Annotated in this window: 13 protein-coding genes; 3 read left to right on the top strand and 10 right to left on the bottom strand. The window is 60.5% G+C overall.

The window, feature by feature from the left end:
• Positions 1-170: 170 nt before the first annotated feature.
• Positions 171-1586: an adenylate/guanylate cyclase domain-containing protein gene (locus NKJ46_RS12750; RefSeq protein WP_352665304.1), complete on the top strand. Its 1416-nt coding sequence runs from the start codon at positions 171-173 to the stop codon at positions 1584-1586.
• Positions 1587-1622: 36 nt separating this feature from the next.
• Here NKJ46_RS12750 and NKJ46_RS12745 read toward each other — a convergent pair whose 3' ends face one another.
• From NKJ46_RS12745 to NKJ46_RS12710, 8 genes are all read right to left on the bottom strand, one after another.
• Positions 1623-2102: a class I SAM-dependent methyltransferase gene (locus NKJ46_RS12745; protein ID WP_352665302.1), complete on the bottom strand. Its 480-nt coding sequence runs from the start codon at positions 2100-2102 to the stop codon at positions 1623-1625.
• Between the two features lie 175 nt (positions 2103-2277).
• Entirely contained in the window at positions 2278-3459 is a 1182-nt protein-coding gene (locus NKJ46_RS12740) for an ABC transporter permease (RefSeq protein WP_352665300.1), read from the bottom strand.
• Positions 3456-4454 (bottom strand): ABC transporter permease, encoded by a 999-nt coding sequence (locus NKJ46_RS12735; protein ID WP_352570080.1) that lies wholly within the window; start codon positions 4452-4454, stop codon positions 3456-3458. The genes NKJ46_RS12740 and NKJ46_RS12735 overlap by 4 nt, the downstream gene beginning before the upstream one ends.
• Positions 4455-4456: 2 nt before the next feature.
• The gene (locus NKJ46_RS12730) at positions 4457-6355 is read right to left on the bottom strand and encodes an ABC transporter substrate-binding protein (RefSeq protein WP_352665299.1); all 1899 of its coding nucleotides are present in this window, start codon (positions 6353-6355) and stop codon (positions 4457-4459) included.
• Complete coding sequence (locus NKJ46_RS12725; protein WP_352665297.1) at positions 6352-8247, bottom strand: ABC transporter ATP-binding protein; 1896 nt, start codon at positions 8245-8247, stop codon at positions 6352-6354. The genes NKJ46_RS12730 and NKJ46_RS12725 overlap by 4 nt, the downstream gene beginning before the upstream one ends.
• A 149-nt stretch (positions 8248-8396) precedes the next feature.
• Complete coding sequence (locus NKJ46_RS12720) at positions 8397-9737, bottom strand: adenylate/guanylate cyclase domain-containing protein (RefSeq protein ID WP_352665295.1); 1341 nt, start codon at positions 9735-9737, stop codon at positions 8397-8399.
• Between the two features lie 51 nt (positions 9738-9788).
• The gene (locus NKJ46_RS12715; protein WP_352665293.1) at positions 9789-11132 is read right to left on the bottom strand and encodes a nucleotide sugar dehydrogenase; all 1344 of its coding nucleotides are present in this window, start codon (positions 11130-11132) and stop codon (positions 9789-9791) included.
• A 105-nt stretch (positions 11133-11237) separates the two neighbouring features.
• Positions 11238-12416, bottom strand: coding sequence for a DUF3095 domain-containing protein (locus NKJ46_RS12710; protein WP_352665291.1), 1179 nt, complete (start codon positions 12414-12416; stop codon positions 11238-11240).
• Between the two features lie 74 nt (positions 12417-12490).
• Between NKJ46_RS12710 and NKJ46_RS12705 the strand changes: the two genes are divergently transcribed.
• Both NKJ46_RS12705 and NKJ46_RS12700 read left to right on the top strand, forming a co-directional pair.
• Positions 12491-13579, top strand: a complete 1089-nt coding sequence (locus tag NKJ46_RS12705; RefSeq protein WP_352665289.1) for a glycosyltransferase family 4 protein — start codon at positions 12491-12493, stop codon at positions 13577-13579.
• On the top strand, positions 13576-14352 hold the full coding sequence (locus NKJ46_RS12700; protein WP_352665288.1) for a polysaccharide deacetylase family protein: 777 nt from the start codon (positions 13576-13578) through the stop codon (positions 14350-14352). Before NKJ46_RS12705 ends, NKJ46_RS12700 begins: the two co-directional genes overlap by 4 nt.
• Before the next feature lie 66 nt (positions 14353-14418).
• On the opposite strand, the gene NKJ46_RS12695 is transcribed toward NKJ46_RS12700, so the two are convergent.
• On the bottom strand, positions 14419-15273 hold the full coding sequence (locus tag NKJ46_RS12695; RefSeq protein WP_352665287.1) for an MBL fold metallo-hydrolase: 855 nt from the start codon (positions 15271-15273) through the stop codon (positions 14419-14421).
• 122 nt (positions 15274-15395) lie between these two features.
• Complete coding sequence (locus NKJ46_RS12690) at positions 15396-15845, bottom strand: cyclic nucleotide-binding domain-containing protein (protein WP_023675957.1); 450 nt, start codon at positions 15843-15845, stop codon at positions 15396-15398.
• Positions 15846-15968 lie beyond the last annotated feature (123 nt).

Raw genomic sequence — 15968 nt, 5'->3', positions numbered from 1 at the left:
CATCATAGTGCTGCTTGCGGCCGGTTAAAATCCGCCGAATGGAAATTGAACGGTCACCAGGCTTATCCATTCGAATGGCCGTACGGTCCGTTTCGCAGTAAGATGGAGCACTCGGACCAAAGACCGGTCGGGTCAAAACGCCTCGGGGTGCATTTTCCGGAGCCTGCACGATGAACGAAGCTCAGGATCTGTTCTCACTTTTGCGGCAATCGGCCGATGTCGATCCGCAGGCGATCGACGCGATCAAGCGAACCATCGCGGAGGGTGAGGACCGCGAACTTTGCCGCATCAATGCGCCAGCCTTCGCCAGCAAGCATGGCCTCGACGAGGAGCGCGCCATAAGCGCTTTTCTCCATGCGGCGCGGGTGGGCATCTTCGACATTTCCTGGAATGTTCTGTGCCCCGGCTGTGGCGGCGTGCTCGACACCAACGCCACGCTGAAAACCCTGCAAAAGGACGAATACACCTGCGCACTGTGCTCCGAAGGCTATTCGCCGACCCTCGACGAGATGGTCGAGGTGACATTCACCGTCAGTCCCCGCGTGCGCAGGATTGCCGCCCACAATCCGCACGAACTGCCGGTGGCGGAATATTTCCGGCAGATCTACTGGGCGTCCGGCGTCGATCTGCCGGAAGAGGATTTCGCGAAAAAGCTGGAAGCGTTCTCGCTGGAGGATATCGAGCTTGCGCCCGGTGAAAGGGCGGTTCTGCTCATACAGCTTCCGTCCGAATTCGTCATCGTCTTCGAGCCGGTCACCCACTCAGCGCAGTTCATCGACGGGAAAGGTGAACCAACAAAGGAGCGCCGGAGCCTCTCTTTGGCCTTCGACCGCGACCATATCCAGAGCCAGACGCTGGAGATGCAACCCGGCCCGTTGCGCATTTCGCTGGAAAACAGGACCGACACCCGCGTGCTGCCGACGGTCTTCATAGCCGGCCAGGCATTGCATGATTTCCTGGGAAAACGCCGGCCCTTCCTGACCGCCAAGCGCCTGCTCACCAACCAGACGTTCCGCGATCTCTATCGCACGGATACACTCGACATCAACCAGCGCCTGAAGATCACCAGCCTCACGTTCCTGTTCACCGACCTGCGCGGATCGACCGAGCTTTACGAGCGGGTGGGCGACCTTTCAGCCTTCGATCTCGTGCGCGAGCATTTCCAGGTTCTGCACGAGATCGTCACGGCGGAGGCAGGCGCGGTGGTGAAGACGATCGGTGATGCGGTGATGGCGACCTTCGCGACGCCCGATCGTGCGATTGCTGCGGCCCTCAGGATGCGCGATGCCATGCGTACGCTCAACGACAAGAGCGGGCGCGAAGATCTGCTGCTCAAGATCGGAGTCCATGCCGGCCCCTGTATCGCCGTGTCTATGAATGAGCGACAGGACTATTTCGGCCAGACGGTCAACATTGCTTCGCGGGTCCAGAACCTTGCCAACGCACAGGCGATCTTCGCCACTCGGGCGGTGGTCGACGACAATCTCACCGCCGATCTCTTGCACAGGAACGCGCTGACGCCCGTGCCCCACGAGGTCTCGCTGCGCGGCATTGACCGGGAGATAGCAGTATATACGATCCCTTGAAGACTTGGCCCTGAGGACCTGGCTCGTCCCGGCCCCTCACACGCGCCTATAGATAAAATAACGATTGGCGGGCACCGAAGGCGGCGGCGGGAGGCGTTGCAACTGCGGGTGATCGAGCGGCGTGCCGCTGACGGCGATGCCGCCGACGCGAAGCAGGCGCGCGGTCAGATCGGGAAGCCAGGTAGAGGTCACCGCATCGCGATCTTCATAGCCGGTGCCGATGTCGGCATGGACAAGGGCGGCGTCGATGCCAATGAACCTGCTCGCCGTCTCGCGTATTTCGCCGAGCACGAGGTTTTCAGCTTCGGGAATTGAGCTGGCGTGTGCGGCAAGTGCGCGGTCGAACGCTACGATCCGGCGTCCGGGCAGGCGCTCGCGCAGATGGTGGAACGTCCGGCCATTGCCGAGGCCGAGCTCGAGCACGGGCCCCTCCATCTTCGCCACCTCGGCGCAGACATGATCGAGTATGTCGCGCTGTGCGGTCATCCTCCGGATGAAACTGTCGAGGCGACTCATGTGCGATTGTATGTCCTGAACCAGTCCACGAAATCAACTGCCCCTACCAGAGCGTTTTGCGACCAGTCTTGCCGCGTGTTGAGGCGAACGATGAACACTGCAACAAGCGAACAGGCTGCCGACAAAGATCATACCGGGTGGAGTCGTCGGCGCTGCGCGCGGCGGAATAGCGATGTCACTTGTACGGGTCCGCGGCGTCCCGCAACCCGTCGCCGAGGAAGTTGAACGCCAAGATGACGAGAACGACGGGGAGCATCGGCAAAAGCAGCCATGGATAGAACGCGATCACGCTGACGCTGCGCGCCTCGGTGAGCAGGATGCCCCAGCTGGTTATCGGCGCCCTCAGGCCGAGCCCGAGGAAGCTCAGCGCCGTCTCGCCCAGGATCATGCCGGGTATGGAGATCGTCGCCGTCGCGATCAGATGCGACATGAAGCCGGGAATGAGATGCCGCCCGATGATGCGGCTGCTTCTGGCGCCCATCAATTGCGCGGCCAGAACGTAATCCTCCTCGCGCAAGGCTAGAAGCTTCGAACGCACGGCCCGCGCCAGTCCGGTCCAGTCGAGCAGCCCGAGGATGACGGTGATGCCGAAATAGATCAGGATCGGACTCCAGGTTATCGGCATGATCGCCGCCAGAGCCAGCCATAGCGGAATGCTGGGGATCGATTGCAGAACTTCGATTATCCGTTGGACGATCAGGTCGAAGATACCGCCGTGATAGCCGGCCAGTCCGCCAATGATAATGCCGAGCAGGAAGCTGAAACTGATGCCGACGAGGCCGATTGTCAGTGAAATGCGGGCGCCATAGATGATGCGCGAGAGCACATCGCGCCCCAGCCTGTCAGTACCGGCCAGAAAGAGCTGGCCGTTTTCGGCGGGGCAGACAAAATGCCTGTCACCTTCGATCAGGCCCCAGAACCGATACTTGTCGCCCTTGCAGAAGAAACGGATGCGCTGAACATCATCCTGTTTCTCGATGTAGTTCCGCTTGAGCGTGTCCATATCCAGCGTCATCTGGCGGCCATAGACGAACGGCCCGACGAACTGGCCGTCGTGGAACAGGTGCACCCGCTGCGGCGGCGAATAGATGTAGTCCATGTTGCGTGTGTGCAGATCGTAGGGCGCCAGGAACTCGCAGATCAGTATCCCGAAATAAAGCGCTGCCAGGAATATGCCGGATACAACGGCAAGCCGGTGCCGACGGAATTTCCACCACATCAGCCGCAACTGCGACGCCTGAAAGACCTTCTCCTGCTCCGGCGTCATCGCCTCGACCGACTGCAGGTCAAAGGGCTCGATGGAAACGTAGTGTTGCAGTGGGGCACCCGGAGCGGGCAGCGGCGATGGCGTGTTCATTTGGTGCTGCCGCCTTGCAAACGAATTCGCGGATCAAGTAACGCCAGCGCCAGGTCGGAAATCAGGACGCCGATGACCGTCAGGAAGGCGAGGAACATCAGGAACGACCCCGCCAGATACATGTCCTGGCTTTGCAGCGCCTTGATCAGCATCGGCCCGGTCGTTTCCAAAGACAGCACGATCGCCGTGATTTCGGCGCCGGAGATGATGGCCGGCAAGATAGAGCCGATGTCTGAAATGAAGAAATTGAGCGCCATGCGCAGCGGATATTTGACCAGCGCCCTGAAGGGATGAAGGCCTTTGGCGCGCGCGGTCACGACATATTGCTTATGTAGCTCATCGAGCAGATTGGCGCGCAGCCGCCGGATCATGCTTGCCGTGCCCCCGGTGCCGATGATCAAGACCGGAATCCAGAGATGGGCGAGGATCGACTTCGCCTTGGCCCAGCTCATCGGCTCGCCGAGATATTGCTGATCCATGAGATGGCCGATGGACGTGCCGAACCAGATGTTGGCGAAATACATCAGAATCAGCGCCAGCATGAAGTTCGGAATCGCAAGGCCGAGAAGGCCGAAGAAAGTCAGGCCGTAGTCGCCCCAGCTGTATTGATGCGTGGCGGAGTACATGCCGATCGGAAAGGCGATGAGCCAGGTGAAGATGATCGTGACGAAGGAAACCAGCACCGTCAGCCACATTCGGTCCCCGACGACATCGCGAACCGGCAGCTCATATTCGAAGGAATAGCCGAAATCGCCGTGCAGCATCCCGCCGACCCAGTAGAAGTAGCGAATGACCGGTGGCTTGTCGAAACCATATTCCTTGCGCATCATCTCGATGCGATCGGAATCCACCGCTTCGCCCTGAGCCCGAAGCTCGGCAACATAGCTGTCGAAATAGTCGCCTGGGGGAAGTTCGATGATCGTGAACACCAGTGCCGATATGACCAGCAGCGTTGGAACCATCACGGCGATGCGCCAGACAAAATATCGAAGCACGCTCAGGACTCTCCAAGCCAGAATGTATCCGGCATATAGACACCGAAATAGGCGGTCGGGTCGTAGCCGTAGAGCGCCTTGTCAGGCAAATTGCGCAGCCGTGAGGACGCCAGAATCGGCTGATGCGTTCCGTTCACCGTGCCGATCGAAAACACCTGATCGGTATAGATCGACAGCATTGAATTCCAGATCTCGGCGCGCTCCGTGGCTTCGGTCGATGCGTTCCAGCGCTTGAGTAAAGCCATCAACTCGACCACAGGCGGAAGATCGGGCGCTTCACCGACCTTGCCACGGGACAAGTAGTGAGCACCCCAGAGCGGCCATTGCAGCTGGTCGTCGACGGTGGGGGCCAGTTGGTACGGGTTCATGTCGGCGGTCGGCACACCATTGTCGATGCCCGACCACATCGACATCATGATCTGGCCACCAAGCGCGCGGCTGCGGAAGATGTCGCGCTGCGAAGTCCGGATGAACAGGGCGATGCCGATCTTGCGCCAGTGATCGGTGATGAGCTCGAGCGCGTCGGTTTCCAGCGTGCTTTCGCCGGCCGTTTCCACTACGAGCTGCGCCGAGCGTCCGTCGGGAAGTATCCGCAGGCCGTCATCGTCACGCGCCTGAAGCCCGACCTCGTCGAGCAGGGCATTGGCCTGGTCGGGATCATGGGCGACCCAGGCTTTCGCGAATTCCGGCCGGTAGAGCGGGCTCTCAGGCAGGACCGTATCGGCACTTTCCTGCGCCAATCCGTAGAACACAGCCAAATTGATCTCGCGCCTGTCCACAGCGAGCGAAAGTGCGCGGCGCACGCGCACGTCACGAAAAAGGCCACGCCACACCTGGTCGGCACAATTCAGATTGGGCAGCAGCGCCAGCCGCGAACCCTGTGTGCGTTTCCAGAGATGCATCTTCACCGGGTAGCGCTTCTCCGTATCCTTCAGGAAGGAGTAATCCGTGAAGTCAATTCCCATGGCTTGCAGGTCGCTCTCGCCCGCACCGGTCTTGGCGGAAATGATCGCCGACGAGCTGACATTCATGACAATTCGGTCAACATAGGGCAGTTGCCGGCCATTCTCGTCTATTCGATGAAAGAACGGGTTCCGCTCGAAGACGAACTGCTCAGCCGGCGGCTTGGTCCGGTTCTGCCAGGGATCGAGCGTCGGCAGTTCCGGGTTCTCCGGGCGATACTGCCGCGACATGCGGATATGCAGGAGCGTCCATTTCTGGGCCCGGTTCTCCTTCATTAGGCCGGCGAGTCGGAATGGATCCTGGTATTTCTTGTGGAACTGCTTGAGATAGGCGGCCGGCAGAACAAGCGATAGGGGCGAAGCAGCGGCGAGCTTGGGCAGGAAGTCGGGATTGGGCGCATCCCAACTATAGCGGACCGTCAACGGATCGACGATCTCGAAGCGTGGCGGCTTGCCGTCCGCCAGCAGGGCCGGGGCGAGCCCGCCTTGCGAAAGCTCATCGTTCAGCCAGACATCTTCCCAGCAATAGCGAAAATCCTCCGACGTCAGCAGGCTACCGTCAGACCATTTATGTCCTTCTCGTATCTTGAAAGTGAAGACACGATCATCCGCGACATCGAAACTTTCGAGAATGTCGGCTTGCAGGTTAAGCTTTTCGTCATAGCCGACCAAGCGAGCGTACCCGTAGATCGTCATCATCCGGATATCTTTCTGGCTGCCGATGATCGTGCGCAGCGTGCCACCATATTGGCCGGGCTGCCGGCCCATCGCAGCGAGATTCAACGCGCGCGGGCGCTTGGGCAGGCGTTCGGCGAGTGCCGGCAGCGCTCTGGCCTTCAGCTGCGGCTCAAGAAATTCCGGCTCCAGATCGCCGGCGCGCAACGTGCCCGGCAGAAATGCCGAAGCCATGAGTCCAAGGACGGTGCGCCGGCTGATCAATGGCGTAGCTCGCTGACATCGGCCGAACGTCGGGCCAGTACGAGGTGGCCGCCGCCAAGATCGAGCGGCGACAGCATATCCTCGTCGCCCTCGTCGCGGAATTGCGGTCCCCATGCGCTGGTGTCGGAAGCGCCGCTGAGCTTCAGCGTCTTGAAATCCATCGGCCTGTCGAGATCGGGGAAAGGTACTGCGGCGACCAGTGAGCGCGTGTAGGGGTGGATAGGTTTCCTAAGCAGAATTTCGCGCGGCGCGAGCTCGACGATACGCCCGCCGCACATCACCGCGATGCGGTCTGCCATGTAGTCCACCACCGCCAGGTTGTGGGATATGAACAGGTAGGTCAGGCCCAGTTCCTTCTGCAGGTCCTTCAGAAGGTTCAGGATCTGCGCCTGGACAGAGACGTCGAGTGCCGAAACCGGCTCGTCGCAGATCAGGAGTTCAGGCCCCAGCGCCAACGCGCGCGCGATGCCGATACGCTGACGCTGCCCGCCGGAGAAACTGTGCGGATAACGCTTTATGAAGCGCGGATCGAGCCCGATTGCCTGCATCAGGCTCTTGACCGTGGCGAGTCGGGACGCGGCATTGCCGCGTTGATGGATTTCCAGTGGCTCGCTCAAGATGTTCTCCACCGTCATGCGAGGTGAAAGCGACGAAACCGGATCCTGAAAGACCATCTGGATTTTCGCGCGCAACAGGCGCAGCGCGTCTCCCTCGGCTTCCAAGACGTCGATCGGACCATCGCGGCCGTTAAAGATCACAGAGCCGCCGCTAGGGGTGACAGCCCGCATGAGGATCTTGCTGACGGTGGTTTTGCCGGAGCCGCTTTCGCCGACAAGACCCAGGCACTCACCCCGCCTGATATCAAAGCTCACGCCGTCCACGGCGCGAACAGAGGTTTGATGATCTCCGCCGAACCATCCGGACTTGCGGATCGTGAAGGTCTTTGTCAGATCCTTGACCGACAGCAGGAGGTCGTCCGGCCCCTTCGATGCCGGCGCCGTCTGCTTGCCGAGCAGGTTCTCGACATTCACCGGCACCTCGCGGAGCGCCTGTAGCCTTTCGCCAGGCTTTAGGTCGAAATGCGGAACGGCTGCCATCAGGCCCTTCAGGTAAGGGTGGCCTGGCCGGCGGAATATCGCCTCCACGGGTCCCGCTTCCATGATGTCGCCATGGTACATGACCACCACCTCGTCGGCTACATTGGCGACTACGCCAAGGTCGTGCGTGATCAGCAGCATCGCCATGTTCAGCTTCGTCTGAAGCTCGCGCAGCAATTGCAGGATTTGCGCCTGGATGGTGACGTCCAACGCCGTCGTCGGCTCGTCGGCGATCAACAGGGCGGGCCGGCAGATAAGCGCCATGGCGATCATTGCGCGTTGACGCAATCCTCCCGAAAGTTCAAAGGGATACATGTCATAGGCGCGCTTGGGGTTGGGAAAGCCGACAAGTCCGAGCATTTCCTCGGTCCGCGCCTTGCGCTTCACCCGAGCCATGGGCGTATGAATCTGCAGGGATTCGCTCACCTGATTGCCGATCGTATGCAGCGGCGACAGTGATGTCATCGGCTCCTGAAATATCTTGCCGATGCGGCTGCCTCTCAACGCCCGTATTTCGGGTCCGTCACGCGGCATCTGCAGGATATCCTGCGTCGTGCCGGGCTTTTCAGGATCGGAAAACAGGATACGGCCGCGAACATGGGCTGTGTTCGGCAAAATGCCCATCACAGCCTGGCTGAGAACCGATTTTCCGGAACCGGACTCGCCCACAAGCGCGGTAACCTTGCCGGGCAGGACGCGAAGATTTGCACGCCTGACAGCATGCAACGGTCCCCCTATAATGGCAAAAGAGATGCCAACATCCTCGATCCGCAGTAGATCAACGCCCAAATTCATTCTCACACCAGCCCCCACTCTGGCACGTCCAGAAGGCGAGACTATCGCATTGCCAGCCTAGAGCAACTTGGATTCGAACAGTCGCCAGTTCCCTGGCGGAACCGGCGACCGGACTGCATACCAAACGCGTTCGGATCAGATCGTGGCGGTTACTGGAGCTTCCTCGGGTCGCCCGCCGACAGCCGCGCGGCATCGCGATGAAGCAGCATGACCTGCTCGGCGTCCGATATTCGGTCGTAAATCGGCTCCAGCGCACCGTCTTCATCGAGTGCGAGAGCACCCGACAAATCGGGTGAAAGCACCGTCAGCTTCTTCTTGATGCCCGCCAGTTCCTCCTTGCCGAGCGTCAGCCAGCTATTGGCGCTGCAATAGCCGGCGAAATCTTCGCTGGCGAGAACGCTGTGCGAATATTTCTTGGTCAGGGTCTGAAGGCGCTGGACCTCGTTTACAGCCGAGCCGAAGGCAGAGAATGTGAGCCGGTCGGTAAGCCCGACATTGCCGAACATCACATTGCCGACATGCAGGCCGATACCGAATTTAATGTCGCCCAACCGCTGCTCCTTTCTGCGCAGATTGAGATCCATCATGCGCGCGGTGGCCTTGTGCGCTGCCGCAAGGGCAGCCCGGCAGGCGATCTCGGACTGCGCACGGTGCCTTTCGCAAGGGTAGACGGCAATGAAGCCATCCCCCAGGAAACTCATGATCTGCCCACCTCTGCGATTGAAAGGTGCAGCAATGGCATCGAAAAACTGGTTCAGCGTATCGATATAGACTTCGCGGCCGGAGGTTTCGGCAAGCCTTGTCGACCCGCGCATATCGGCCATGACCAGTGCAGCCCGGATTGTGTCGCCCTCGCCGCGCTTGATCTGGCCGTCCAGCACCCGCCTGCCGGCGTCGCCGCCGAGATAAGTGGTCATCATGTTGTCGGCAAGCTTGGTGAGCACCGCCATCTTGGTTGCGATAGCGAGATGGTTCTGGATGCGCAGCAGCGCCGAAATCATGCTGTCGCTGAAGCCTGCAGCACTGTCGGTGGACCAAGACCCGATCATGCCCTGACTGGTGTTGCCGCTGAAGGGATGGACGAAAGCCATGTAGTCGGTGACGCCCATAAGCTTGAGGTCATCGAAAACAGGAAATTCCGACGGCACCGACGGGTCGAGCCGGCGCCGCAGATGGTCGAGCTTGTGGCTGAGCAGATGGTAGTATGGGCTGGTCAGGAATCTGTCAGAATGAACGCCGTCCTCATTGCGGAAGCCTTCCACTTCCAGGCCCTGGCCGCGGAGCCAGGTGAAGCCAAGCGCGTCATAAAGCGGATGAAGCATCGAAAAGCTCAAATGCACCCGCTTCAACGGCAGGCCGGCAGCAGCCAGCCGTTCACAAAAGCCCCTTACCAATGTTTTCAGGTCGTCGCCCGCCAACGCCGATTGGGTCAGCCAATCGGCAACCTTATCCATGAGAATGGCAGAAATTTCTGCTTGCGCTGTGTTCATGCTATCTCGAAATCTCCTTGATCCGCCACAAATTCGCCGGCTCGGACGCCGTCAGGCCTTCACCACCGTCTCTCGGGCTAGCCCGAGGCGGCCAAAAACATTGCGTGTATCGACGATCAGTCGAGCGTAATCCGCGATCGCCTGATAGTCGATCGCGTCGTGGTCGGTTGCAACGACGACAGCGTCGAAATCCTTCAAGGCCGCCTCGGTCAATTCGACCGAGCGACGCCCCTTGATCGCCATATGCTCCCGTGTGGTCGGGATTTCGGTAACATGCGGATCGTGGAATTCTGCCCTGCCGCCCCATTCCTCGATGAGTTCAATGAGCCGCAACGAGGGGCTTTCGCGGATGTCGGGCACATTCTTCTTATAGGCGAGCCCGATGATGAGAATGCGCGAGCGGCTGAGCGCCTTGCCGCAGCGCCGGTCCAGCGCCTTCGCCAGTTCATCGACGACATGACGCGGCATGGCCGTGTTGATCTCTGCCGCCAGCTCGATGAAGCGGGTCGGCAGTTCGTATTCGCGCGCCTTCCACGTCAGGTAGAAGGGATCGATCGGAACGCAGTGCCCGCCAAGTCCAGGGCCAGGATAGAAAGGCATGTAGCCGAAGGGCTTGGTCTTTGCCGCCTCGATCACCTCCCAGATGTCGATCCCCATCGCACCGAGCACGACCTTCAACTCGTTGACGAGGGCTATGTTGACCGAGCGGAAGATGTTTTCCGTCAGCTTGACCGCCTCGGCGGTCGCCGTGGTGGAAACCGGAACGACGGTCTTGACCACGCCCTGGTAAAAAGCCTGCACGAGCGTCGCCGCTTCAATGCCGTCCCCTGCCACGACCTTGGGGATCGTCGCGACTTCAAAGCTGCGGTTGCCGGGATCCTCGCGTTCGGGCGAAAAGCCGAGGAAGAAGTCTGTCTTCGACTGCAAGCCGGTTTCTTCCAGTATGGGCTTGATCACGTCGTCGGTGGTGCCGGGATAGGTGGTCGATTCCAGCACGATCAGCTGGCCGAGACGCAGATGCTTCGCGATGGTGCCTGCGGTGTTCCTGACAAAGGAGAGATCCGGCTCGCGGTGTTTCGTCAGCGGTGTCGGAACGCAGACGATGATGACATCGCAGACGGCTAGTTCGGCGAAATCCGCAGTGGCGCGGAACCGTCCACTTGCCACCTGGCCGGCAAGGGCTGTCGACGTCACCGCCTCGATGTAGGATTGGCCGCTGTTCAGGCTCTCGACCTTCTGGGCTTCGATGTCGAAGCCGGAAACCGGGAAGCCGGCGCGTGCGATCGCAACCGCCAGCGGCAGCCCGACATAGCCCAGTCCGATCACGCCGACTTGCGCGGTACGCGTCGAAATCCGGTTCAGAAGACGGTCATATGTCGATCGTGAGGCGTCCAACAATCTGCTTCCCGTCAATTCGGACAGGCCGTCCGCTTCCATGGTGAGGCTCACCGGCCCCAAGAGCCCCGAGGCATATTGCGGAAAATCGATGTCCGCAAGCCGTCAGACCGGCACCTTCGCCTTCAGGCTTGCAGCAGCCATCGCATAGCCGCCGGCGGCGCCATCGATGAAATGAACGTGATCGCGCTGCAGCGGCGATGCGACGAGGCATGTCATCAAGGCCGATTTCTGGCGGTGCAGGCCATAGTTGCAGATGCCCGCCTCTTCCGCCTGTTTCAGCCGGTTCTCGATCCGTTGCAACACATCCGCGTCAACGTCGATGGTCATCTTCAAGCCATCGTCGAACTTCCGGAAATCCGAATTGCTGGCCACTTCGCGTTTGTAGATCTTCGGATCGAATCTGCCGATCGTCCAGCCAAATCTATCCGCAACAGCCGTAAGCGTCATCAGGAACACTATCCACAGCTTCGACAGCCACCGCCGTCCTGCCGGCGCCGTGGCCCGCGACTCGATATCGAGGCCGGCGGGCAGCAAACTGTAGTCCGGCCCGTTCACCGGCACCGGGTGGCCATCGCGTTCCTGCCTGCCGGCAAGGGCGATGATGTCGGAAACCAGAGACTGAAAACCGCGCAAATCGCGCGACGCCCCCGGTATGGCTATGATCGAGACGATTTCGCCGTGCCGGGCTTCGATCGGGTTCCAGCGGCACGAGAGGCCGGTCAGGTCCGGCCGCGCGCCGGCCGGCGCAGGATCGATGCGGTAGCGCCCCGCTTTCATCTCGGCTTCCGCCCAACTGCCGCCACCTCCGGCGAACATGGCATAGAAGACCGCATCGGAGGCCTGGAACCTCGCCACGCGAACGTCGAGGCCTTGCGCTCTTATATCCTTTATCGGCACGATTGCGGCACGCAAGGTCAGATCCAGTTCGTCCGCCACCCATCTCTGGACAGCCGCCAACGCGTTGCGGGTGATCTCCAGCGCCGAGCCGGGAAACGCCACGAGCGCGCCGTCGCCGCCGAAGACAAAGGGAAGATCTTGCCTACCCAGCGCATTGAGCAACGCCGAAATGACGCTGGCGCCGGCCATATTGACGGTTTTATAGCGCCCCGCCTCGATCGCCCTGGTCGAGCCGACGATGTCGGCGGTGGCCAGCGCCCAGCTATCGGGGAGCGGCTGATAGTTATCGATATCGGCAACGCTTTCGAACTTTGCGAAGACCGGCAAAGAAGCGACAAACGGGTCGGACGCGGCAGCTGTTTCCATGAGCATCAGATAGCACATTCCAGTGCTTGAAGGTGAAGTCGTTCATGCTTCGAAATTGACTTGCGCAGGCTTTCCGATGATAGGGTCCGGCGATGCGAATTGCCTTCTACGCGCCGCTGAAGTCGCCCAATCATCCCGTTGCCTCCGGCGACCGCCAGATGGCACGGATGCTGGTCAAGGCGCTGGAGCATGGAGGGCATAGCGTCGAACTGGCATCCGAATTGCGCTTCTATCTACGCGAACCGGATTCGAAAAGTTTCGATGCGCTCAAGATCGAGGCCCGGGAGGAAGCCGCGCGGCTGGCAAGGCTTTGGGATCGTGACGGCAAGCCCGACCTGTGGTTCACCTATCATCCCTATTACAAGGCGCCCGACCTGATCGGGCCCGAACTGGCGTTGGCCTTTGGTGTCCCCTATGTGACAGCGGAAGCCTCCTATTCGAGGCGGCGCAACACCGGCTTGTGGGCCGATACGCAAGCGTTGGTGGCGCGAGCCGTCGAACAGGCGGCGCTGAACATCTGCTTCACGCAAAGGGATCGTCAGGGACTGGCAGATGCGGTACCCGACGCCGCTTTCGGCATGCTTTCGCCCTTCATCGACACATCGGTATTCCGGGAAACGCCGGCACGGGGTTGCCCGACGCGCCTCGTTACCGTGGCCATGATGCGCGCGGGCGACAAAGTCGAAAGCTATCGCATGCTGGCGCAGGCGCTGAGTTCGATCGCTCACCTGCCCTGGACCATGTCGGTCGTCGGGGACGGACCTGCCCGCGAAGCGGTCAGAGCGCAATTCGCCGGCTTGCCCGCCGACCGTATCGAATGGCTTGGCGCGATTGAGCCAGCCGCCGTGCCGGATGTCCTCTACAGTGGGGGAATTTACGTCTGGCCGGGTTTCGGCGAGGCCTATGGTGTTGCCTATCTTGAAGCACAGGCCGCGGGCCTTCCGGTTGTGGCTCAGGACATCGCCGGCGTGCCGGAGGTCGTGCGGGATGGCCAGGCCGGGTCTCTCACCCCGCCGGGCGATGTGGCGGCGTTCGCTTCTGCCATTGAAAGGCTTCTGGCCCGTAACGACGAAAGATCCATCATGGCCGCAGAAGCCAGACGTTTCATCCTCGAAGAACGTTCTCTCGGTGCCGCGGCGGCGCGTCTGGCCGAACTTCTTGCGACGATCCCGGTCTCATGACATCCGATCAAATCTGGCAACCCTTGGTGGAGGAACTGGCGAGCCGGCAACGGGCGGACCGTAAGGCAGAGTTCTGGCTGCGCGACGATGACGCCGTGGATACGACGCCTGCGCTTGATCGGCTGCTCGACCTCACTGGCGAATTCGCGGTTCCGGTGACCCTGGCCGTCATTCCCGCCCTGACTGACGAGAAGCTTGTCGTTCGGCTTGACGAGGCGCCGCATGCCACGGTCGCCATCCATGGCTGGGCGCACCGAAATCATGCGCCTGAGGGCCAGAAGAAGCAGGAGCTCGGCGCGCATCGGCCACGCGAGGCGGTGCTCGATGATCTGGCTCGCGGGCTGGCGCACGTAACCGGCCTGCACGGCGCACGTGCCGTTCCGATGCTGGTGCCACCCTGGAACAGGATCGACGCCGGCTTGGTATCCGACCTTGGATCGTTAGGATTTACGGCACTGTCGGTCTATGGGCCGCCAAGGCCGGCTTCACTTGCGGTCATCAACAGCAATGTCGACATCATGGATTGGCATGGCACGCGCGGCTGCCGCGATCACGGCCTATTGGTTCAGGCTATCATCGCGCAATTGCAGCATGCATTCGATGGCGGCGAACCGGTGGGCCTGCTCACCCACCATCTCGTACATGATCAATCGGCATGGCTCTTCCTCGAACGGCTGTTCACGGTCACCGCACAGAGTGAAGCCTGCGCATGGCTTCCGATCAGGACATTGATCGGGCGCAGCGCCGGTAGAGCAATTCCAGGAAAAGTGTGAACGGTTTTCCCGGGAAAAGCGCGTAGCGCTTTCCCTTGGGAATTGCGTCAGATAGAGGAAAATAGCTCAGCGCTTTTTGCGCAGTGAGACTGGAAGTTTGAGCGTCTGGCCATCCCGCGCGGCAAAAGCGCCGGAAAACCTGTCCTTGGCCAGTTTCTGGATCTTGTCCAGTTCCTTGTCGGTGCGTGTCGGATCGTGGTGAAACAGCGCAAGCCCGCGCGCACCCGCCGCCTCACAGAGCTTGACGCCCTGTTGCCACGTCGAGTGCCCGTAACCGCGGCGGCGTTCCATTTCCTCCTCGGTGTAGGTGCAATCGTAAATGACGAGGTCGGCATCTTCGATCAGGCCGAGCACCGCCTGATCGAGTTTGTCCGGCTCGTGCTCAGTGTCTGTGATCACCGCCACGACGCGGCCGCCCCATTCGACCCGGTAGCCTATGCAGCCGCCCGGATGCATAAGACTGCCGGTTCGGACCACCACCCCTTCGTGCGGGCGAAGCACGTCTCCGGATACGAAATCGCGATAGTCGAGGCTTGCCTTGCAGGCCTCCAGTTTCACCGGAAACCACGGCGGCCGCATGAATTCATCGACCATCTGCCGGGTCGTCATGTGTCCTGCAAGATGCCCGGACCAAAGCGTAACCTTGGCGCCCCGGTCATAGATCGGCGCAAAAGACGGCAGCCCGATGATGTGGTCGTAATGGCAATGAGTGAAAAGCAGGTCGAAATCGGTCACGCCCAACGCCTGAAGCGCCGCGCCGGCAGGCCGTAGGCCAGAGCCTGCGTCGAACAGAAGCGTATGCTTACCGCATCGCATCTCGACGCAGATTGAGTTGCCGCCATAGCGAGAGAATTCTGGCCCTGATACCGAAATGCTGCCGCGGACACCCCAAAACCTGACCAGGAAAACGTTGTCGTCCATGCTACCCCTTCGCCCATCATATCCAAACAACTGCTGCTAGGCGAGACAGGCTCTCTCCGGGTGACCTTCTCAGCGAGAGGACAGTGCCGTCACGACGGCGAGGATCGAGCGCACGTCCTTTGTTATTTGGCGCTTCGTGCGTCGATCAGATCCGCCGTCGTATGGCTTAGGCGATCGGCAAGAACCCGCAATATCTCGATGGTCATTTCCGGGAACTCCCTCATAAGCCTCAGGAAATGATCCTTGCGGATTCTCAGGGCTTCCAGCGGACTTGCCGCTCTGACGGTGGCAGTGCGGGAGCTGTTGCACAATATGGCGATCTCGCCGACGATCGAATTTGGCTCCAGTTCGGCAACTTTTATCGGTCCGCTGTCGGAATCGACAAGAATATCCGCCCTGCCTGAAAGGATGACATAGGCGGCGTCTCCCTCGTCGCCCTGCCGGAAAAGGATCTGGCCGGCGCTGTAGCTCACACGATCGGATGTGAACGCAAGCAGCTTAAGCTTTGTCGGCTCGATGGCAGAGAACAAGGGAACGCGTTGCAGCATTCCAACTTCATCCTTGAGCAGCATTGTCGCAAACCTTCCAAAATTCGCGTTTGCCAGACTAGAGCAACGGACGCCCAGATGGAATCAATTCTCTTTCCGGAACCGCGAGACAAACCACGCGAAAGGTGGCGAGCCCGATGTCGTGCA

This window comes from Mesorhizobium sp. M0166 (genome assembly GCF_040322255.1).
Lineage (GTDB): Bacteria > Pseudomonadota > Alphaproteobacteria > Rhizobiales > Rhizobiaceae > Mesorhizobium.
Note: the sequence above shows the minus strand (reverse complement) of the source record. Positions and strands in the feature narration are given on the sequence as shown.